This window comes from Duganella zoogloeoides (assembly GCF_034479515.1).
In the GTDB taxonomy this organism is placed as follows: Bacteria; Pseudomonadota; Gammaproteobacteria; order Burkholderiales; family Burkholderiaceae_D; genus Rugamonas; species Rugamonas zoogloeoides.
Window position 1 is genome coordinate 1 of sequence record NZ_CP140152.1, and the last position, 20,714, is coordinate 20,714.

Consider the following 20,714-nt stretch of genomic DNA (forward strand, 5'->3'; position numbering starts at 1 on the left):
ATAATTCGCCCCCTCGCAGAACAACACATGCAAATGTCGAGTGAAGCGAGAATAGAGAAGAAAAAGAAGTGCTTGACGAAATATTCGAAACGCTTCATAATCTTGCCTCTTCGCTGATGAACAAAACGCTTCTTCGGCAACGCAGTACCGCAACACCAGATACAGTTCTTTAAAAATTAACAGTCGATAAGTGTGGACGTTTGATGACAGTGCACACGGAGCTAGTCTCCGTGATACTTAACATATCAAATGTTCACAAGAAGTAATGAAATAGGCGCTATGAAAATAGTGGCCTGTCAGTATTTTGAGTGAGCGACCCCTTAGCAATAAGGGTGACACGAAAGTGTCAAATAAACAGAGATTAAACTGAAGAGTTTGATCCTGGCTCAGATTGAACGCTGGCGGCATGCCTTACACATGCAAGTCGAACGGCAGCGCGGGGCAACCTGGCGGCGAGTGGCGAACGGGTGAGTAATATATCGGAACGTACCCTGGAGTGGGGGATAACGTAGCGAAAGTTACGCTAATACCGCATACGATCTAAGGATGAAAGTGGGGGATCGCAAGACCTCATGCTCCTGGAGCGGCCGATATCTGATTAGCTAGTTGGTAGGGTAAAAGCCTACCAAGGCATCGATCAGTAGCTGGTCTGAGAGGACGACCAGCCACACTGGAACTGAGACACGGTCCAGACTCCTACGGGAGGCAGCAGTGGGGAATTTTGGACAATGGGCGCAAGCCTGATCCAGCAATGCCGCGTGAGTGAAGAAGGCCTTCGGGTTGTAAAGCTCTTTTGTCAGGGAAGAAACGGGTTTTTCTAATACAGAGATCTAATGACGGTACCTGAAGAATAAGCACCGGCTAACTACGTGCCAGCAGCCGCGGTAATACGTAGGGTGCAAGCGTTAATCGGAATTACTGGGCGTAAAGCGTGCGCAGGCGGTTTTGTAAGACTGTCGTGAAATCCCCGGGCTCAACCTGGGAATGGCGATGGTGACTGCAAGGCTAGAGTTTGGCAGAGGGGGGTAGAATTCCACGTGTAGCAGTGAAATGCGTAGATATGTGGAGGAACACCGATGGCGAAGGCAGCCCCCTGGGTCAAAACTGACGCTCATGCACGAAAGCGTGGGGAGCAAACAGGATTAGATACCCTGGTAGTCCACGCCCTAAACGATGTCTACTAGTTGTCGGGTTTTAATTAACTTGGTAACGCAGCTAACGCGTGAAGTAGACCGCCTGGGGAGTACGGTCGCAAGATTAAAACTCAAAGGAATTGACGGGGACCCGCACAAGCGGTGGATGATGTGGATTAATTCGATGCAACGCGAAAAACCTTACCTACCCTTGACATGGCAGAAACCTCCGAGAGATTGGAGGGTGCTCGAAAGAGAATCTGCACACAGGTGCTGCATGGCTGTCGTCAGCTCGTGTCGTGAGATGTTGGGTTAAGTCCCGCAACGAGCGCAACCCTTGTCATTAGTTGCTACGAAAGAGCACTCTAATGAGACTGCCGGTGACAAACCGGAGGAAGGTGGGGATGACGTCAAGTCCTCATGGCCCTTATGGGTAGGGCTTCACACGTCATACAATGGTACATACAGAGGGCCGCCAACCCGCGAGGGGGAGCTAATCCCAGAAAGTGTATCGTAGTCCGGATTGTAGTCTGCAACTCGACTGCATGAAGTTGGAATCGCTAGTAATCGCGGATCAGCATGTCGCGGTGAATACGTTCCCGGGTCTTGTACACACCGCCCGTCACACCATGGGAGCGGGTTTTACCAGAAGTAGGTAGCTTAACCGTAAGGAGGGCGCTTACCACGGTAGGATTCGTGACTGGGGTGAAGTCGTAACAAGGTAGCCGTATCGGAAGGTGCGGCTGGATCACCTCCTTTCTAGAGTAGCACTCATCATCAAGCGTTCACACTTATCGACTGTCAATCAAGAAGAACAGCATTTGGGGCTGTAGCTCAGCTGGTTAGAGCACCGTGTTGATAACGCGGGGGTCGTTGGTTCGAGTCCAACCAGCCCTACCAGCTTTTACTAGCTAGTAATACCGTTGTATATCTCAGGGGGATTAGCTCAGCTGGGAGAGCACCTGCTTTGCAAGCAGGGGGTCGTCGGTTCGATCCCGTCATCCTCCACCAAGAGTTCAAATGTAAGCGACGCAGACTGCGTATGTTTAGATTTGGTCTTTTAGAGACCAAGTGCTGTATGTTCTTTAACAATCTGGAAGAAGTAAGTAGATTTTTATGTGTCGTGTTACGGTAAAACGTAATGCGATGGGTAATGATTGTATGTATCAACAAACGCAACAACGTAGTACTTCTTATTCCTATAAACGCTCCTTGTTTAGTCGCAGGGGCTAACGTTATAGGGACAAGTGAATAAGTGCACATGGTGGATGCCTTGGCGATTACAGGCGATGAAGGACGTAGTAGCTTGCGATAAGCTGCGGGGAGCTAGCAAACAAGCTTTGATCCGCAGATTTCCGAATGGGGAAACCCACCCTTTTAGGGTATTGCATACTGAATACATAGGTATGCAAGGCGAACGCGGCGAACTGAAACATCTAAGTAGCTGCAGGAAAATAAATCAACCGAGATTCCCAAAGTAGTGGCGAGCGAAATGGGAAGAGCCTGTACGTGATAGTCGATTGAATAGTGGAACGCTCTGGAAATGGCGGCCATAGCGGGTGATAGCCCCGTACACGAAATTCAAACGGTGGTACTAAGCGTACGACAAGTAGGGCGGGACACGAGAAATCCTGTCTGAATATGGGGGGACCATCCTCCAAGGCTAAATACTCGTAATCGACCGATAGTGAACCAGTACCGTGAGGGAAAGGCGAAAAGAACCCCGGGAGGGGAGTGAAATAGATCCTGAAACCGTGTGCATACAAACAGTAGGAGCGGACTTGTTCTGTGACTGCGTACCTTTTGTATAATGGGTCAGCGACTTACATTCAGTGGCAAGGTTAACCATATAGGGAAGCCGTAGAGAAATCGAGTCCGAACAGGGCGATAGTCGCTGGGTGTAGACCCGAAACCAAGTGATCTACTCATGGCCAGGATGAAGGTGCGGTAACACGCACTGGAGGTCCGAACCCACTAATGTTGAAAAATTAGGGGATGAGCTGTGGGTAGGGGTGAAAGGCTAAACAAACTTGGAAATAGCTGGTTCTCTCCGAAAACTATTTAGGTAGTGCCTCAAGTATCACCATCGGGGGTAGAGCACTGTTATGGCTAGGGGGTCATCGCGACTTACCAAACCATTGCAAACTCCGAATACCGATGAGTGCGAGCTTGGGAGACAGACGTCGGGTGCTAACGTCCGGCGTCAAGAGGGAAACAACCCAGACCGCCAGCTAAGGTCCCAAAGATTGGCTAAGTGGAAAACGAAGTGGGAAGGCTAAAACAGTCAGGATGTTGGCTTAGAAGCAGCCATCATTTAAAGAAAGCGTAATAGCTCACTGATCGAGTCGTCCTGCGCGGAAGATGTAACGGGGCTAAGCCAGTCACCGAAGCTGCGGATATGCGTAAGCATATGGTAGGAGAGCGTTCTGTAAGCCTGCGAAGGTGTCTTGTAAAGGATGCTGGAGGTATCAGAAGTGCGAATGCTGACATGAGTAGCGATAATGGGGGTGAAAAGCCCCCACGCCGTAAGCCCAAGGTTTCCTGTTCAACGTTCATCGGAGCAGGGTGAGTCGGCCCCTAAGGCGAGGCAGAGATGCGTAGCTGATGGGAAGCAGGTTAATATTCCTGCACCGTCGTATGATGCGATGGGGGGACGGATCGCGGAAGGTTGTCTGCCTGTTGGAATAGGCAGTTTCTGGTTCATAGAAGGCGCTTAGGCAAATCCGGGCGCGTAATTCAAGGGACTGGGACGAAGAACTTCGGTTCTGTAGCAATCGGAAGTGGTTCCAAGAAAAGCCTCTAAGCTTCAGTCATACGAGACCGTACCGCAAACCGACACAGGTGGGCGAGATGAGTATTCTAAGGCGCTTGAGAGAACTCGGGAGAAGGAACTCGGCAAATTGGTACCGTAACTTCGGGAAAAGGTACGCCCCGGTAGCTTGGTCACTTTACTGTGATAGGGCGAAAGGGTTGCAATAAACTGGTGGCTGCGACTGTTTAATAAAAACACAGCACTCTGCAAACACGAAAGTGGACGTATAGGGTGTGACGCCTGCCCGGTGCTGGAAGATTAAATGATGGGGTGCAAGCTCTTGATTGAAGTCCCAGTAAACGGCGGCCGTAACTATAACGGTCCTAAGGTAGCGAAATTCCTTGTCGGGTAAGTTCCGACCTGCACGAATGGCGTAACGATGGCCACACTGTCTCCTCCCGAGACTCAGCGAAGTTGAAGTGTTTGTGATGATGCAATCTACCCGCGGCTAGACGGAAAGACCCCATGAACCTTTACTGTAGCTTTGCATTGGACTTTGAATCAATCTGTGTAGGATAGGTGGGAGGCTTTGAAGCGGGAACGCCAGTTTTCGTGGAGCCAACCTTGAAATACCACCCTGGTTCATTTGAGGTTCTAACCTTGGCCCGTTATCCGGGTCGGGGACAGTGCATGGTAGGCAGTTTGACTGGGGCGGTCTCCTCCTAAAGTGTAACGGAGGAGTTCGAAGGTACGCTAGTTACGGTCGGACATCGTGACGATAGTGCAATGGCATAAGCGTGCTTAACTGCGAGACTGACAAGTCGAGCAGGTACGAAAGTAGGACATAGTGATCCGGTGGTTCTGTATGGAAGGGCCATCGCTCAACGGATAAAAGGTACTCTGGGGATAACAGGCTGATTCCTCCCAAGAGTTCATATCGACGGGGGAGTTTGGCACCTCGATGTCGGCTCATCACATCCTGGGGCTGTAGCCGGTCCCAAGGGTATGGCTGTTCGCCATTTAAAGTGGTACGTGAGCTGGGTTTAAAACGTCGTGAGACAGTTTGGTCCCTATCTGCCGTGGGCGTTGGAAATTTGAAGGGGGCTGCTCCTAGTACGAGAGGACCGGAGTGGACGAACCTCTGGTGTACCGGTTGTCACGCCAGTGGCATTGCCGGGTAGCTAAGTTCGGAAGAGATAACCGCTGAAAGCATCTAAGCGGGAAACTTGCCTTGAGATGAGATTTCCCAGAGCCTTGAGCTCTTTGAAGGGTCGTTCGAGACCAGGACGTTGATAGGCTGGGTGTGGAAGTGCAGTAATGCATTAAGCTAACCAGTACTAATTGCCCGTACGGCTTGTCCCTATAACCTTAGCAGGTTGTAGTGAATAAGAAGTGCGTTGGAACGTTCGTTGATACAGAACTTCATTACCCAGGTGAGCATGACTCACCAACTACTTACCAATTCCAGATTCTGGGCAACGTCACCGACGCGGCCCGTACAGTTCAATGCCTGATGACCATAGCAAATCGGTCCCACCCCTTCCCATCCCGAACAGGACCGTGAAACGATTTTGCGCCGATGATAGTGCTGCAACCAGTGTGAAAGTAGGTTATCGTCAGGCTAGTTATAGAGAAAAACCCCCTTCCGGTGATCCGGTTGGGGGTTTTTTGCATTTCAGAGCTCATCCCAATGCAGGTCAAACCTGGCTAGGTATTTCTTCAGGCGATCGGCATCGTTAGGCTTGGCCTTGGCATCGCGTGATACCGCGTATAACTTGCGGCCGGCATCCGACAGCGATTTCGATTGCCGGCAGACGGCGATCACCGCTTCCAGCTGCATGCTGTCGAACAAATCCAGTCCGGTCAACAACTCTGGCTGCACGCTGTGTCGCCATAGCCGTTTCAGGCGCGCGATTTCATCCATCACTTGTGCGTCGGTGATACGGCCGGCATCTGACAGCGTGGCCAGCCTAGTGACCGAAGCTGCCAGGTCGCGGAAGTTACCATTCCATACTGCCTCGCCGGACATGGCAAACCGCATGTAGCGGGTGCGCGCTTCCTTGTTGAAGCTGACTTTCTCGCCGCTTTCCATGGCAAACAGCGCCAACTGGAAATCAACATTGGGTTCGATATCCTCGGGCCGCTCGGCCAACTGTGGCAGCGAATAGGTCCACAAGTTGATACGCGCATATAAATCTTCGCGGAAGCGGCCGGCCAGCACCTCGGCGCCCAGGTCGCGGTTGGTGCCGGCGATCAACTGGAAGTCGCTGGCCACTTCCTCGTCACTGCCCACCGGCAGAAAGCGCTTCTCTTCCAGAGCCTTGAGCAGCATGGCTTGCTCGTTCAGGCCCAGCTCTCCTATTTCATCGAGGAACAGCAAGCCCTGGTGAGCGCTGCGCAGCAACCCCGGCCGATTGCTGGCGGCTCCCGTAAAAGCCCCCTTGATATGGCCGAACAAGGTAGACGCCGCGCCGTCGCCGTGCACGGTGGCGCAGTTCAGCTCGACAAACTTGCCGTCAAGCTGATGGCGATTCTTTTTCAGTTCGAATACGCGCCGCGCCAGAAACGATTTGCCGGCGCCGGTCGGGCCCATCAACAGCATCGGGGCGCGCGACTTCACTGCCACTTTTTCGATTTCCTCGATCATGGTGTTGAAGCGGGCATTACGGGTAGGAATGCCGGATTTCAAGAACGCCACGCCTTCGGCCTGTTCGCTGGAAAAGCGCTGGGCGATCTGGTCGTAGCGCGAGAGATCGAGATCGATCAGCTGGTAACCGGCCTGGTCGCCGCCGCGCCGAGGCGGCGATGTCTGCAGCAGCCGGCCGGGCAGGTAGCGCGCCTCCGTCAGCAGGAACAAGCAGATTTGCACCACGTGGGTACCGGTGGTGATATGGATCCAGTAGTCCTCGTGCTCGGTGTCGAACGGATAGTTCTTGGCGAAATCGAACAGCGCCCCATACACATCCTCGAAATCCCAAGCGTCGCGCATCGGTATCTCGTGGATGGCGACCAAGGTTTCGGGCGATACGGTGGCGATGTCGCGTGTTACGCGTTCGCTCAAGTCCCTGAATTTGCCATTGTAGAGCAATTCGAAACGATCGATCACCAGGTCGTCGTGCTGGGTGAGCGAGACGCTGGGCCGCCATTTTTCCCAGCGCTCGGTGCGTTGGCCGCCATCTAACTGGCTGCCGACAAAGCCGATCACTACTTTGCGTTTGATTTTCATGGATAAAATCTTATAAATCAGGATAAATAATTATGCCTGATGATTTCGGCAAAACGGCAGTAAAAGACGTCGAAAAGAAAAATTATCGTATTGATTCAATGGTTTATAAAAATATTTCCGCATCTTCAAGAAGCTGGCATGGCGTTTGCAATAAAAGGCTTACCCAAGATAAAAATGAAAGAGAAGAAAATGGAAAAGCTCAATTACGATACCCTCGACACCAGCAACGGTAGCCCGATCAAGATGTGGACCCAGGGCGTACCAGTGGAAGAATCGGCCAAGCAGCAGCTGGCCAACACCGCCCGCATGCCGTTCATCTACAAGCACATCGCGGTGATGCCGGACGTCCACCTGGGCAAAGGTTCGACCATCGGCAGCGTAATTCCGACGTTGGGCGCCATCATTCCGGCGGCGGTCGGCGTCGATATCGGTTGCGGCATGATGGCAGCGAAGACCACGCTCAACGCCAACGATCTGCCGGACAACCTGGGACCGCTGCGCAGCGCCATCGAGCGCGCCATTCCCCACGGTATGTCGCCCAAGACCCGCAGCCATCGCGGCCGCGACGAGGGCAGCTGGAACACGCCGCCGGCGCCGGTCGATGCGGCCTGGACGCAACTCAAGGACGAGTTCGATGTGATTTGCCAGAAAACGCCCAAGCTGAGCAAGACCAACAACTACCGGCACCTGGGCACGCTCGGCGGCGGCAACCACTTCATCGAAGTGTGCCTCGATGAAACCGGCGCCGTGTGGTTCATGCTGCACTCGGGCTCGCGCGGCGTGGGTAATGCCATCGGCAGCCACTTCATCGAGCTTGCCAAGAAAGATATGCGCACCCACTTCATCAACCTGCCCGACGACGACCTGGCGTACCTGGAAGAAGGCACCACTCACTACCAGGATTATGTCGAGGCGGTGGGCTGGGCCCAGCGCTTCGCCCGCACCAACCGCGAGGTGATGATGCACAACCTGATTGCGGCGGTGCGCACCATCATCACCAAGCCATTCGAGACCCACGTGGAGGCGGTCAACTGCCACCACAATTATGTGCAGCGCGAGCGGCACTTCGGCAAGGATGTGCTGATCACCCGCAAGGGCGCGGTGTCGGCGCGGCCGGGCGAACTGGGCATCATTCCGGGCTCGATGGGCGCCAAGAGTTTTATCGTGCGCGGTAAAGGCAACGAAGAAAGTTTTAACAGCTGCAGCCACGGCGCCGGCCGCACCATGAGCCGCAACGAGGCCAAGCGCCGCTTCAATGCTGACGACCACGCGCGCGCAACGTCCGGCGTGGAATGTCGCAAGGATGCCAGCGTGGTGGACGAGATTCCGATGGCCTACAAAGATATCGATGCGGTCATGCACGCGCAGCGCGACCTGGTGGAAGTGGTGCACACCCTCAAGCAGGTCGTGTGCGTGAAAGGATAAAGATGAGCATGAATATGGGCATGATAGAACTGGACGGAGCGGCAGGCGAGGGCGGCGGCCAGATATTGCGCACGGCGCTGAGCCTGTCGATGATTACCGGCCAGCCGTTTCGGATCATCAATATCCGTGCGGGGCGGTCGCGGCCTGGATTGCTGCGCCAGCACCTGGTGGCGGTGCTGGCAGCGGCGCGCATATGCGGCGCCGACGTGGGCGACGTGGCGGTCGGCGCGCAAACACTGGCGTTCGTGCCGGGCGCCATCCGCGCCGGCGATTACGCGTTTGCGATCGGCACCGCCGGCAGTTCCACGCTGGTGATGCAGACCGTTTTGCCTGCGTTGTTGTTTGCCGGTCAGCTGTCGCGGGTAACGGTTACTGGCGGCACCCATAATTCAATGGCGCCGCCGTCGCACTTTCTCGAGCGCGCCTATGGCCGGGTGCTGGCGTCGATGGGCGCCGAGGTGGATTTCGCTTTGCGGCGCTTCGGCTTTTACCCGGCCGGTGGCGGCGAACTGGTTGCGACCGTGCAGCCATGCGCCGGCTTGCGGGCGCTGGATTTGACCGAGCGGGGAACGCGCCTGCACGGCTATGCGGAAAGTTTTGTGGCGGGCGTGCCCGAGTCGGTGGCCAGGCGCGAACTGGAATGCATCGGCCAAGGCATGGGCTGGAGCGAAGCGCAATTGCTGTGCCATCGCCTGCCGCTGGAAGTGGGGCCAGGCAACGTGCTGTTGCTGACGCTTGAACACGAGCATGTGACGGAAGTGTTTGCCGGCTTCGGCGAAAAAATGGTGCGCGCCGAAACCGTGGCGAAACAGACGCTGGAGCGTGCCCGCCGCTACATCGCCTCGGGCGCGGCAGTGAGCGAGTGCCTGGCGGACCAGCTCATGTTGCCCATGGCGCTGGCCGGTGCCGGTAGCTTCACTACCGACGCGCTGTCATTGCACGCACTGACCAATGCCCAGGTGATCGCCCGCTTCCTGCCGGTGCGCTTCGAATTCGAAGCGATGGGCGAGCGGCGCCGGGTGCGGGTGGTGCCTTGCAATCAGAGCGCCTGACAGAACCTTCAGGGCGAGGTGCTGCAACGAAGCGATGGCGGTTTTGTCTGCGCTGCTAAAACTGGAAGCGGCCGCCGAACGAATACATCTTGATCTCGGTCTTGGTCAGGTAACTGCCTTCGAGGTTGATCGACCATTGACGGTTGAAGTGGTAGCTTATGCCGACGCCCACCAGGCCGTCAGTCTCTTCCTTGTCCTTCATCCCCGAGCGATTGCCTTTCAAGCTGGTGCGACCGATGCCGGCGCGGCCAAACAGGCTGAAGCTTTCGTTGAGTGGCATGGTGCCTTGCGCGGCGATGCCAACAGTCTGATCGGGATAGAGGCCGCGTTCGCTAAAGACACCTGAATTGGAAATAAAGCTCAGGCTGCGGGCATAGACATCGAAGCCGAAATTGCGCGTGTACTGATAACCGACCTTGCCGCCGAATGAAAGGTCATCGCCGTTCGCCGCATATTTCGATGACGTCGATGCGCCGCCGGTGTCCAGCGCCAGGAAGACGCCCGGTTCGAATGAGGCGGCAATAGTGATGGCGGGCGCGGCTGCCAGCGCGGCCAGGATGAGAATAAAACGTCGCATGCTGTTCCTCTATAGTTGCCAGGGGTGGCATTGCGTAATTTGCAATGCTGCCAAGCAACCATACTAATCTCGTATTACTTTTAAAGCAATTGCGCCGGTTCAATCACCGGTGGTGCGAGGTAGCGGCGCAACACATCAGCCTCCTCGCCGGGACTGCGGCCGAAAAAGCGCTTGAACTCGCGGCTGAACTGGGACGGGCTTTCGTAACCGACCTGGGCGCAGGCTGCCTGCGCGGTCATGTCGTTGCGCGCCATCAGTAGCCGTGCCTGGTGTAGCCGCGCCGATTTCACATACTGGATCGGCGAGCAGTGCGTGACCGATTTGAAATGCACGTGGAAGGCGGGCACGCTCATATTGGCTTCGGCCGCCAGCATGCCAACGTCGATGCTGGCGGCGTAGTCGGCGTGGATGCGGCGCAGCGCCTTGGCGATGCGGCCGAACTGGCCCTGGCTGGTGAGCGCCGCGCGCATTGCCGCGCCTTGCTCGCCCATCAGCACGCGGAAACAGATCTCGCGCACGATGGCCGGTCCCAGCACGCGCGCTTCCAGCGGCGAGTTGAGCGTTTCAAGCAGGCGCAGCACGGTATCGCGCAGGCGCGCATCCATGCGCGTGGTCATCATGCCCTTGGGCGCGGCCGGCACTTCGTTATCGGTCTGATCGATGGCGAACATCAGGTCGGCCAGGGTGGTGCGGTCCACCTGTATCGTCAGGCCCAGGAAGGGTTCCTCCGGCGTGGCTTCCGTCGCGCTGGAAAAAGGCATCGGAATGGCCACCACCAGGTACTGGTTGGCGTCGAACTGCAGCACATCGGTGCCGAAGAAGGCGCGCTTGCGGCCCTGCAGCGCAATGGCGATACACGGCTCCGACATCACCGGCGTCTTGGCCACGCTCTGGGTGGCGCGCGTCAGGCGTACGGCGGCCACGTCGGTGTCGGTATAGCCATCGTGCCGGGCCAGCTGGCGATGCAGTTCGATCAGGCGGTCCACGTCATTTCCTTTAATGCTCTCATGAATAGGAATGATCCATCAAAAGACGCAGGGCCGCCATGGGCTGGCGATTGAAGTATAGGATTAGGCAAGAATCGCATAGTCATGTGCATTTGCAGCATCGATACGCAGCCGTAAGATGCATGCTCGTGTCATTGCCCGGGAAAGGACCGCATCATGAACCCATCGTTACAGCGTAAAGTCATCCTGATCGCCGGCGCCAGCCGGGGCAGCGGACCAGCCACGGCGCGCCAGCTGGCGCAGCAGGGCCACCACGTGGTGCTGGGCGCGCGCCGCTCGAACCGCTTGCAGGGTCTGGTCAATGAGATCCGCAAGGCGGGTGGCTCGGCCGAATGGTATGCGCTCGATGTCAATCAGCCGACCGAAATGGCAGCGTTCCTGGCGTTTGCCGAAGACGTGCACAAGCGCGTCGATGCCGTCATTCATAACGCCTGAGGTTAATCAGCTTTAAAGAGTAGTTGTATCAGGCTGTCGGCCGTGGCCTGGAGTTGTTCAGGGCCGTGGTAGATGCGCTCCATCACCACATTTCCCCGAGTAAAAGTGACCAGCAGGCGGGCAGCGTCTTGCGGCGACAGGCGCAGCCGCGCCACCGCATCGGGCGCGGCCAGCCGTTCTTCCAGCACCAGGCCCAATCCTTCCAGCATGCCACGCAAGGCATTGCGCACCGGCTCGTCCATGGCGGTTTCGTCGGTGGCGATCTTGGTGGTCAGGCAGCCGCGCGTGCGTGGCGCCGCGTCTTCGCCGCGTCCTGGCGCCAGTTCCGACATCGACTTGATCACGTAGGCAAAGTAGGCGCGCAGTGCCGCCACCGGATCGGACAGTTGCATGTGCTCGCGCACCGTCTCCAGATAGCGGCGTTGGTAGCGCGCAAACGCCAGCAGGAAGATAGCCTGCTTGTCGCCATAGGCGTTATAGAGCGAGCCGCGCAGCACGCCGGTGGCCTGCGCCAGCTCCTGCATCGACGTCGCGCCATAGCCGCGCTGCCAGAACACGTGCATCGCACGCTCCAGCGCGTCCTCTTCATTGAATTGTTTTATGCCAGCCATGGGCCGATTATCGGCATTCTTGACACTGCTGTCAAGTTTGACTATGCTGTCAAACATCATGAGGAGCTGTGAATGGATATCGTTGAAGACCGGGCCGCCACCGCGCGTGCCATATTTGCCGGCCTGTGCGCCAGCCTGGTAGGCATCGGGCTGGCGCGCTTTGCGTACACGCCATTGATCCCGCCGATGATCGAGGCGCATTGGTTTGTTGCCAGCGACGTGGTGTACCTGGGGGCGGCCAACCTGGTCGGATACCTGGTGGGTGCATTGCTGGGACGGCCGCTGTCGCGCCGCTATGGCGCCAGGTCCGCCTTGCGGGCGATGATGGTGCTGACGTCGCTGGCATTCTTTGCCTGCGCATTTCCATTGTCGGTGGGATGGTTCTTCGTCTGGCGCCTGCTGTCGGGCGTGTCGGGCGGTGTGATCATGGTGCTGGCCGCATCGAGCGTGTTACCGCATGTGCCGGCCGCGCGCAAGGGCATGGCCAGCGGCGCCATCTTCCTCGGCATCGGCGTGGGGATTGCCATGTCGGGCACGCTGGTGCCGTTGTTGCTTGATGTCGGCATGCGCGCTACCTGGCTCGGGCTCGGCGTGTTGTCGCTGCTGCTGACCATTGCAAGTTGGGCGTGCTGGCCGCATGCGGTACACACCCATCCGCCGGCAGGGCAGGCCGCCGTCACCATGGCAGCGGGCGCACGGTCCGAACTCATGCTGCTGTATGTGCAATACGCGCTGATGGCCGTGGGCCTGGTGCCGTTGATGATGTTCCTGGTCGATTATGTGGCGCGTGGTCTTGGGTGGGGTTCGCACGAGGCGGCGTTGTTCTGGATCGTCTATGGCGTGGGCGCCATGATCGGCCCGATGGCCTATGGCTGGATGTCCGATCGCCTGGGCGCCTCGGCCACCAGCCACCTGATGACCTGGCTGCAAATCGGCGCGGTAGTGCTGATGATGTTTTCGACACACCACCTGGTGCTGATGCTGGCGACGCTGGTGATCGGTTCCTATCCGCCCGGCGTGCCGCCGATTACCCTGGCGCGGCTGCACCGCATTTTGTCGGGCGACGCCCATGGACAAAACATCGTCTGGAGCAAGGCTACCACGGTGTTCGCGCTGACGCAGGCATTGGCCGGTTACGGTTACTCGTATTTGTTCGCACAAAGCGGCGGCGATCACCGGATATTGATGGGCGTGGGCGCGGCTGCGCTGGCCATGATTATTCTGTCGGACGGCGCCAGAAAAGTGCTTGCCAAGCCCCTGCGAGCCAGCCTATAATTCGCCCCCTCGCAGAACACAGCATGCAAATGCTGAACGAAGCGAAGGTAAGAAAGTACGGAAAAGAAGGTTGACGAAACAAGCTAAACGCTTCATACTCTTTCTTCTTCGCGGCAGACAAAACGATCGCAGCGAAACGCAATACCGCAACACCAAATACAGTTCTTTAAAAATTAACAGTCGATAAGTGTGGACGTTTGATGACAGTGCACACGGAGCTAGTCTCCGTGATACTTAACATATCAAATGTTCACAAGAAGTAATGAAATAGGCGCTATGAAAATAGTGGCCTGTCAGTATTTTGAGTGAGCGACCCGTCGAAAGACGGTGCCGAGAAATCGGCAAATAAACAGAGATTAAACTGAAGAGTTTGATCCTGGCTCAGATTGAACGCTGGCGGCATGCCTTACACATGCAAGTCGAACGGCAGCGCGGGGCAACCTGGCGGCGAGTGGCGAACGGGTGAGTAATATATCGGAACGTACCCTGGAGTGGGGGATAACGTAGCGAAAGTTACGCTAATACCGCATACGATCTAAGGATGAAAGTGGGGGATCGCAAGACCTCATGCTCCTGGAGCGGCCGATATCTGATTAGCTAGTTGGTAGGGTAAAAGCCTACCAAGGCATCGATCAGTAGCTGGTCTGAGAGGACGACCAGCCACACTGGAACTGAGACACGGTCCAGACTCCTACGGGAGGCAGCAGTGGGGAATTTTGGACAATGGGCGCAAGCCTGATCCAGCAATGCCGCGTGAGTGAAGAAGGCCTTCGGGTTGTAAAGCTCTTTTGTCAGGGAAGAAACGGACTTTTCTAATACAGAGGTCTAATGACGGTACCTGAAGAATAAGCACCGGCTAACTACGTGCCAGCAGCCGCGGTAATACGTAGGGTGCAAGCGTTAATCGGAATTACTGGGCGTAAAGCGTGCGCAGGCGGTTTTGTAAGACTGTCGTGAAATCCCCGGGCTCAACCTGGGAATGGCGATGGTGACTGCAAGGCTAGAGTTTGGCAGAGGGGGGTAGAATTCCACGTGTAGCAGTGAAATGCGTAGATATGTGGAGGAACACCGATGGCGAAGGCAGCCCCCTGGGTCAAAACTGACGCTCATGCACGAAAGCGTGGGGAGCAAACAGGATTAGATACCCTGGTAGTCCACGCCCTAAACGATGTCTACTAGTTGTCGGGTTTTAATTAACTTGGTAACGCAGCTAACGCGTGAAGTAGACCGCCTGGGGAGTACGGTCGCAAGATTAAAACTCAAAGGAATTGACGGGGACCCGCACAAGCGGTGGATGATGTGGATTAATTCGATGCAACGCGAAAAACCTTACCTACCCTTGACATGGCAGAAACCTCCGAGAGATTGGAGGGTGCTCGAAAGAGAATCTGCACACAGGTGCTGCATGGCTGTCGTCAGCTCGTGTCGTGAGATGTTGGGTTAAGTCCCGCAACGAGCGCAACCCTTGTCATTAGTTGCTACGAAAGAGCACTCTAATGAGACTGCCGGTGACAAACCGGAGGAAGGTGGGGATGACGTCAAGTCCTCATGGCCCTTATGGGTAGGGCTTCACACGTCATACAATGGTACATACAGAGGGCCGCCAACCCGCGAGGGGGAGCTAATCCCAGAAAGTGTATCGTAGTCCGGATTGTAGTCTGCAACTCGACTGCATGAAGTTGGAATCGCTAGTAATCGCGGATCAGCATGTCGCGGTGAATACGTTCCCGGGTCTTGTACACACCGCCCGTCACACCATGGGAGCGGGTTTTACCAGAAGTAGGTAGCTTAACCGTAAGGAGGGCGCTTACCACGGTAGGATTCGTGACTGGGGTGAAGTCGTAACAAGGTAGCCGTATCGGAAGGTGCGGCTGGATCACCTCCTTTCTAGAGTAGCACTCATCATCAAGCGTTCACACTTATCGACTGTCAATTAGAAGAACAGCATTTGGGGCTGTAGCTCAGCTGGTTAGAGCACCGTGTTGATAACGCGGGGGTCGTTGGTTCGAGTCCAACCAGCCCTACCAGTCTTACCCATGGGGGATTAGCTCAGCTGGGAGAGCACCTGCTTTGCAAGCAGGGGGTCGTCGGTTCGATCCCGTCATCCTCCACCAAGAGTTCAAATGTAAGCCGCTAGGTTTAGATTTGGTCTTTTAGAGACCAAGTGCTGTATGTTCTTTAACAATCTGGAAGAAGTAAGTAGATTTTTATGTGTCGTGTTACGGTAAAACGTGATGCGATGGGTAATGATTGTATGTATCAACAAACGCAACAACGTAGTACTTCTTATTCCTATAAACGCTCCTTGTTTAGTCGCAGGGGCTAACGTTATAGGGACAAGTGAATAAGTGCACATGGTGGATGCCTTGGCGATTACAGGCGATGAAGGACGTAGTAGCTTGCGATAAGCTGCGGGGAGCTAGCAAACAAGCTTTGATCCGCAGATTTCCGAATGGGGAAACCCACCCTTTTAGGGTATTGCAACCTGAATACATAGGGTTGCAAAGCGAACGCGGCGAACTGAAACATCTAAGTAGCTGCAGGAAAATAAATCAACCGAGATTCCCAAAGTAGTGGCGAGCGAAATGGGAAGAGCCTGTACGTGATAGTCGATTGAATAGTGGAATGCTCTGGAAATGGCAGCCATAGCGGGTGATAGCCCCGTACACGAAATTCAAACGGTGGTACTAAGCGTACGACAAGTAGGGCGGGACACGAGAAATCCTGTCTGAATATGGGGGGACCATCCTCCAAGGCTAAATACTCGTAATCGACCGATAGTGAACCAGTACCGTGAGGGAAAGGCGAAAAGAACCCCGGGAGGGGAGTGAAATAGATCCTGAAACCGTGTGCATACAAACAGTAGGAGCGGACTTGTTCCGTGACTGCGTACCTTTTGTATAATGGGTCAGCGACTTACATTCAGTGGCAAGGTTAACCATATAGGGAAGCCGTAGAGAAATCGAGTCCGAACAGGGCGATAGTCGCTGGGTGTAGACCCGAAACCAAGTGATCTACTCATGGCCAGGATGAAGGTGCGGTAACACGCACTGGAGGTCCGAACCCACTAATGTTGAAAAATTAGGGGATGAGCTGTGGGTAGGGGTGAAAGGCTAAACAAACTTGGAAATAGCTGGTTCTCTCCGAAAACTATTTAGGTAGTGCCTCAAGTATCACCATCGGGGGTAGAGCACTGTTATGGCTAGGGGGTCATCGCGACTTACCAAACCATTGCAAACTCCGAATACCGATGAGTGCGAGCTTGGGAGACAGACGTCGGGTGCTAACGTCCGGCGTCAAGAGGGAAACAACCCAGACCGCCAGCTAAGGTCCCAAAGATTGGCTAAGTGGAAAACGAAGTGGGAAGGCTAAAACAGTCAGGATGTTGGCTTAGAAGCAGCCATCATTTAAAGAAAGCGTAATAGCTCACTGATCGAGTCGTCCTGCGCGGAAGATGTAACGGGGCTAAGCCAGTCACCGAAGCTGCGGATATCCGCAAGGATATGGTAGGAGAGCGTTCTGTAAGCCTGCGAAGGTGTCTTGTAAAGGATGCTGGAGGTATCAGAAGTGCGAATGCTGACATGAGTAGCGATAATGGGGGTGAAAAGCCCCCACGCCGTAAGCCCAAGGTTTCCTGTTCAACGTTCATCGGAGCAGGGTGAGTCGGCCCCTAAGGCGAGGCAGAGATGCGTAGCTGATGGGAAGCAGGTTAATATTCCTGCACCGTCGTATGATGCGATGGGGGGACGGATCGCGGAAGGTTGTCTGCCTGTTGGAATAGGCAGTTTCTGGTTCATAGAAGGCGCTTAGGCAAATCCGGGCGCGGAATTCAAGGGACTGGGACGAAGAGCTTCGGCTCTGTAGCAATCGGAAGTGGTTCCAAGAAAAGCCTCTAAGCTTCAGTCATACGAGACCGTACCGCAAACCGACACAGGTGGGCGAGATGAGTATTCTAAGGCGCTTGAGAGAACTCGGGAGAAGGAACTCGGCAAATTGGTACCGTAACTTCGGGAAAAGGTACGCCCCGGTAGCTTGGTCACTTTACTGTGATAGGGCGAAAGGGTTGCAATAAACTGGTGGCTGCGACTGTTTAATAAAAACACAGCACTCTGCAAACACGAAAGTGGACGTATAGGGTGTGACGCCTGCCCGGTGCTGGAAGATTAAATGATGGGGTGCAAGCTCTTGATTGAAGTCCCAGTAAACGGCGGCCGTAACTATAACGGTCCTAAGGTAGCGAAATTCCTTGTCGGGTAAGTTCCGACCTGCACGAATGGCGTAACGATGGCCACACTGTCTCCTCCCGAGACTCAGCGAAGTTGAAGTGTTTGTGATGATGCAATCTACCCGCGGCTAGACGGAAAGACCCCATGAACCTTTACTGTAGCTTTGCATTGGACTTTGAATCAATCTGTGTAGGATAGGTGGGAGGCTTTGAAGCGGGAACGCCAGTTTTCGTGGAGCCAACCTTGAAATACCACCCTGGTTCATTTGAGGTTCTAACCTTGGCCCGTTATCCGGGTCGGGGACAGTGCATGGTAGGCAGTTTGACTGGGGCGGTCTCCTCCTAAAGTGTAACGGAGGAGTTCGAAGGTACGCTAGTTACGGTCGGACATCGTGACGATAGTGCAATGGCATAAGCGTGCTTAACTGCGAGACTGACAAGTCGAGCAGGTACGAAAGTAGGACATAGTGATCCGGTGGTTCTGTATGGAAGGGCCATCGCTCAACGGATAAAAGGTACTCTGGGGATAACAGGCTGATTCCTCCCAAGAGTTCATATCGACGGGGGAGTTTGGCACCTCGATGTCGGCTCATCACATCCTGGGGCTGTAGCCGGTCCCAAGGGTATGGCTGTTCGCCATTTAAAGTGGTACGTGAGCTGGGTTTAAAACGTCGTGAGACAGTTTGGTCCCTATCTGCCGTGGGCGTTGGAAATTTGAAGGGGGCTGCTCCTAGTACGAGAGGACCGGAGTGGACGAACCTCTGGTGTACCGGTTGTCACGCCAGTGGCATTGCCGGGTAGCTAAGTTCGGAAGAGATAACCGCTGAAAGCATCTAAGCGGGAAACTTGCCTTGAGATGAGATTTCCCAGAGCCTTGAGCTCTTTGAAGGGTCGTTCGAGACCAGGACGTTGATAGGCTGGGTGTGGAAGTGCAGTAATGCATTAAGCTAACCAGTACTAATTGCCCGTACGGCTTGTCCCTATAACCTTAGCAGGTTGTAGCGAATAAGAAGTGCGTTGGAACGTTCGTTGATACACAACTTCATTACCCAGGTGAGCATGACTCACCAACTACTTACCAATTCCAGATTCTGAGTAACGTTCACAAAAACGCGACTCGTACAGTTCAATGCCTGATGACCATAGCAAATCGGTCCCACCCCTTCCCATCCCGAACAGGACCGTGAAACGATTTTGCGCCGATGATAGTGCTGCAACCAGTGTGAAAGTAGGTTATCGTCAGGCTAGTTATACAGAAAAACCCCCTTCCGGTGATCCGGTTGGGGGTTTTTTGCATTTGGGCGTCTATAAAACAGGTATAAAAAAGCGCTTCCGGAGAAGCGCTGATGTGGAAACCGGTGGCGAACCTGCTTAGAAGTGATACGCCGCTTTCAGTTCCAGGAAGTTCGCGCCGCCATTCGGGCGCTTGATGCTGGCGTTGGAGAAGTGCTGCAGTTTGAGCGCGACTTCCCAGTTATTCTGCATCACGTAGCCGATACCGATGTGGTCACCGAACTGGAAGGCAGTCGACAATTCCCGGCTGTCGTTTTTGTACAGGCTGGACAAGAGGTGAACGCCGATACCGGCTTCGTAGTAAATCCCCTTCTTGTTGTCATTCTGGAAGCGGAATACCGGGGTGAAACCGACGTCCCACAGGCCTTTTTCCCAGCCTGGGACGTTGCGGTACTGGTTCTGGCGCCAGTAACCGACGCTGCCTTCCCAGTAGCCGCTCAGGTGCGTACCGTTCGACTGGAACCACCGCTTTTCCCAGTCATTGGCCGCGCTCAGGCGCACCATGCGCTGCTTCGGCCCGGCGCCGTAATCGACCGACACCGAGTCGATCAGTTTGTCTTGGGCCATTGCAACCTGGCTCACCATCAGGGCGGCCACTGCCGCCATCATTGTCTTCGCGAACATAGTATCCTTGAGTTTATTTCCGACTTTTCAGTGCTGTATGCGTGTTTGATACGGCTGGCAAGATTGTACCGGTGTTCCGGATTTTCTTCCGGCGCACCGGTGTTTTGATTACCCTCAGAGCAGGATTGTCTATGCGCATCACTTTTCTCGGTATTGGCTTGATGGGAGATCCCATGGTCCGGCGCCTGCTTGCGGCCGGCCACGCGGTCACGGTCTGGAATCGCACCTTCGCCAAGGCACAGGCGCTGGCCGACGCGGGCGCACTGCCGGTGGCGAAGCTTGATGACGCGTTGCGCGATGCCAGCATCGTCATCTCGATGCTGGAGAACGGCCCGATCGTGGCCCAAGTCATGCAGGATGCCTTGCCGTCATTGGCGCCGCAGGCATTATGGGTGGACATGAGCTCGACGCAGCAAGCGGAGGCGCAGGCGTTTCACGCGTTGCTGCGAGGGCAGGGACACCGCTTTGTCGACGCGCCGGTGTCCGGCGGCGTGGGCGGCGCGGCGGCTGGCACGCTGGCGATCATGGCGGGTGGCAGCGTGGACGATTTCGAGCAACTGCTTCCCATCTTCTCGGCCATGGGGCGGCCCACATTAGTGGGACCGGCCGGCAGCGGCCAGGTGGCCAAGCTGTGCAACCAACTGATTGTCGGCGCGACCATCAACATCGTGGCCGAAGCCATGTTGCTGGCCCAGGCGGCCGGGGCCGATCCTGCCGCGATGCGGACAGCGATACGCGGCGGCTTCGCCGAGAGCAAAATCCTCGATGTTCATGGTCAGCGCATGTTGGAGCGTAACTTTGTCGCTGGCGGCAAGGTGGCTACGCAGGTCAAGGACCAGCGCAACATTCTCGCTGCGGCAGCCGCTGCCGGGGTGGTGTTGCCGGTCACCGCGCTGGTGACGGAGCGGTTCGAGGCGCTGGCTGAGCAGTTGCCGCAGGCGGATCATTCTGCCGCGCTGCTAGGGCTGGAGGGGTTGAATCCGGGACTGCGAGTTGGCAGTGGGGCGGATAGGATTTGAGGTTGTTCTGCCCGACCGTTCTATGGACCGCATCGGCGGACCGTCCCGCCTGCGCGGGAA

General features: G+C 55.6%; 11 protein-coding genes, 4 tRNA genes and 6 rRNA genes. 16 read left to right on the top strand and 5 right to left on the bottom strand.

Features of this window, described 5'->3' with window-relative positions:
• Positions 1–363 precede the first annotated feature (363 nt).
• The 5 genes from SR858_RS00005 to rrf (SR858_RS00025) all read left to right on the top strand — a co-directional run bounded on the left by SR858_RS00005 (position 364) and on the right by rrf (SR858_RS00025) (position 5,507).
• Positions 364–1,892: ribosomal RNA gene (locus SR858_RS00005) — 16S ribosomal RNA — on the top strand.
• Between the two features lie 64 nt (positions 1,893–1,956).
• Positions 1,957–2,033: transfer RNA gene (locus SR858_RS00010), tRNA-Ile, on the top strand.
• A 35-nt stretch (positions 2,034–2,068) separates the two neighbouring features.
• Positions 2,069–2,144: transfer RNA gene (locus SR858_RS00015), tRNA-Ala, on the top strand.
• A gap of 230 nt (positions 2,145–2,374) precedes the next feature.
• A 23S ribosomal RNA gene (locus tag SR858_RS00020) occupies positions 2,375–5,247 on the top strand.
• A 147-nt stretch (positions 5,248–5,394) separates the two neighbouring features.
• Positions 5,395–5,507: ribosomal RNA gene (gene rrf, locus SR858_RS00025) — 5S ribosomal RNA — on the top strand.
• Together the 16S, 23S and 5S rRNA genes with 2 tRNA genes alongside form the textbook arrangement of a ribosomal RNA operon.
• Before the next feature lie 53 nt (positions 5,508–5,560).
• On the opposite strand, the gene rtcR is transcribed toward rrf (SR858_RS00025), so the two are convergent.
• Positions 5,561–7,111 carry an RNA repair transcriptional activator RtcR gene (gene rtcR, locus SR858_RS00030; protein ID WP_019924964.1) on the bottom strand — a complete coding sequence of 517 codons (1,551 nt, stop codon included), beginning with the start codon at positions 7,109–7,111 and terminating at the stop codon, positions 5,561–5,563.
• A gap of 32 nt (positions 7,112–7,143) precedes the next feature.
• Between rtcR and SR858_RS00035 the strand changes: the two genes are divergently transcribed.
• From SR858_RS00035 to rtcA, 3 genes are read left to right on the top strand one after another with little or no spacing between them, the layout of a single operon-like run.
• On the top strand, positions 7,144–7,344 hold the full coding sequence (locus tag SR858_RS00035) for a hypothetical protein (protein WP_154820170.1): 201 nt from the start codon (positions 7,144–7,146) through the stop codon (positions 7,342–7,344).
• On the top strand, positions 7,301–8,536 hold the full coding sequence (locus tag SR858_RS00040; protein ID WP_026637865.1) for an RtcB family protein: 1,236 nt from the start codon (positions 7,301–7,303) through the stop codon (positions 8,534–8,536). Before SR858_RS00035 ends, SR858_RS00040 begins: the two co-directional genes overlap by 44 nt.
• A 2-nt stretch (positions 8,537–8,538) precedes the next feature.
• Complete coding sequence (gene rtcA / locus SR858_RS00045) at positions 8,539–9,588, top strand: RNA 3'-terminal phosphate cyclase (RefSeq protein ID WP_019924962.1); 1,050 nt, start codon at positions 8,539–8,541, stop codon at positions 9,586–9,588.
• A 55-nt stretch (positions 9,589–9,643) separates the two neighbouring features.
• On the opposite strand, the gene SR858_RS00050 is transcribed toward rtcA, so the two are convergent.
• Positions 9,644–10,165 (bottom strand): outer membrane beta-barrel protein, encoded by a 522-nt coding sequence (locus SR858_RS00050; protein ID WP_019924961.1) that lies wholly within the window; start codon positions 10,163–10,165, stop codon positions 9,644–9,646.
• Positions 10,166–10,245: 80 nt separating this feature from the next.
• Entirely contained in the window at positions 10,246–11,142 is an 897-nt protein-coding gene (locus SR858_RS00055; RefSeq protein WP_026637864.1) for an AraC family transcriptional regulator, read from the bottom strand.
• Positions 11,143–11,328: 186 nt separating this feature from the next.
• Between SR858_RS00055 and SR858_RS00060 the strand changes: the two genes are divergently transcribed.
• Positions 11,329–11,607 carry an SDR family NAD(P)-dependent oxidoreductase gene (locus tag SR858_RS00060; RefSeq protein ID WP_019924959.1) on the top strand — a complete coding sequence of 93 codons (279 nt, stop codon included), beginning with the start codon at positions 11,329–11,331 and terminating at the stop codon, positions 11,605–11,607.
• A gap of 2 nt (positions 11,608–11,609) precedes the next feature.
• Here the strand turns inward: SR858_RS00060 and SR858_RS00065 are convergent, their stop codons facing one another.
• Entirely contained in the window at positions 11,610–12,218 is a 609-nt protein-coding gene (locus tag SR858_RS00065; protein WP_026637863.1) for a TetR/AcrR family transcriptional regulator, read from the bottom strand.
• Between the two features lie 72 nt (positions 12,219–12,290).
• Here SR858_RS00065 and SR858_RS00070 point away from each other — a divergent pair, with 72 nt between their 5' ends.
• From SR858_RS00070 to rrf (SR858_RS00095), 6 genes are all read left to right on the top strand, one after another.
• Entirely contained in the window at positions 12,291–13,493 is a 1,203-nt protein-coding gene (locus SR858_RS00070; RefSeq protein ID WP_019924956.1) for a YbfB/YjiJ family MFS transporter, read from the top strand.
• A 358-nt stretch (positions 13,494–13,851) separates the two neighbouring features.
• A 16S ribosomal RNA gene (locus SR858_RS00075) occupies positions 13,852–15,380 on the top strand.
• Positions 15,381–15,443: 63 nt separating this feature from the next.
• A tRNA-Ile gene (locus SR858_RS00080) sits at positions 15,444–15,520 on the top strand.
• Between the two features lie 11 nt (positions 15,521–15,531).
• Positions 15,532–15,607, top strand: a tRNA-Ala gene (locus tag SR858_RS00085).
• A gap of 220 nt (positions 15,608–15,827) precedes the next feature.
• A 23S ribosomal RNA gene (locus SR858_RS00090) occupies positions 15,828–18,700 on the top strand.
• Positions 18,701–18,850: 150 nt separating this feature from the next.
• Positions 18,851–18,963, top strand: a 5S ribosomal RNA gene (gene rrf, locus SR858_RS00095).
• A 126-nt stretch (positions 18,964–19,089) separates the two neighbouring features.
• On the opposite strand, the gene SR858_RS00100 is transcribed toward rrf (SR858_RS00095), so the two are convergent.
• Positions 19,090–19,635: an acyloxyacyl hydrolase gene (locus SR858_RS00100; RefSeq protein ID WP_026637593.1), complete on the bottom strand. Its 546-nt coding sequence runs from the start codon at positions 19,633–19,635 to the stop codon at positions 19,090–19,092.
• Between the two features lie 131 nt (positions 19,636–19,766).
• On the opposite strand from SR858_RS00100, the gene SR858_RS00105 reads away from it, so the two are divergent.
• Positions 19,767–20,654, top strand: coding sequence for an NAD(P)-dependent oxidoreductase (locus SR858_RS00105; RefSeq protein WP_084670123.1), 888 nt, complete (start codon positions 19,767–19,769; stop codon positions 20,652–20,654).
• Positions 20,655–20,714 lie beyond the last annotated feature (60 nt).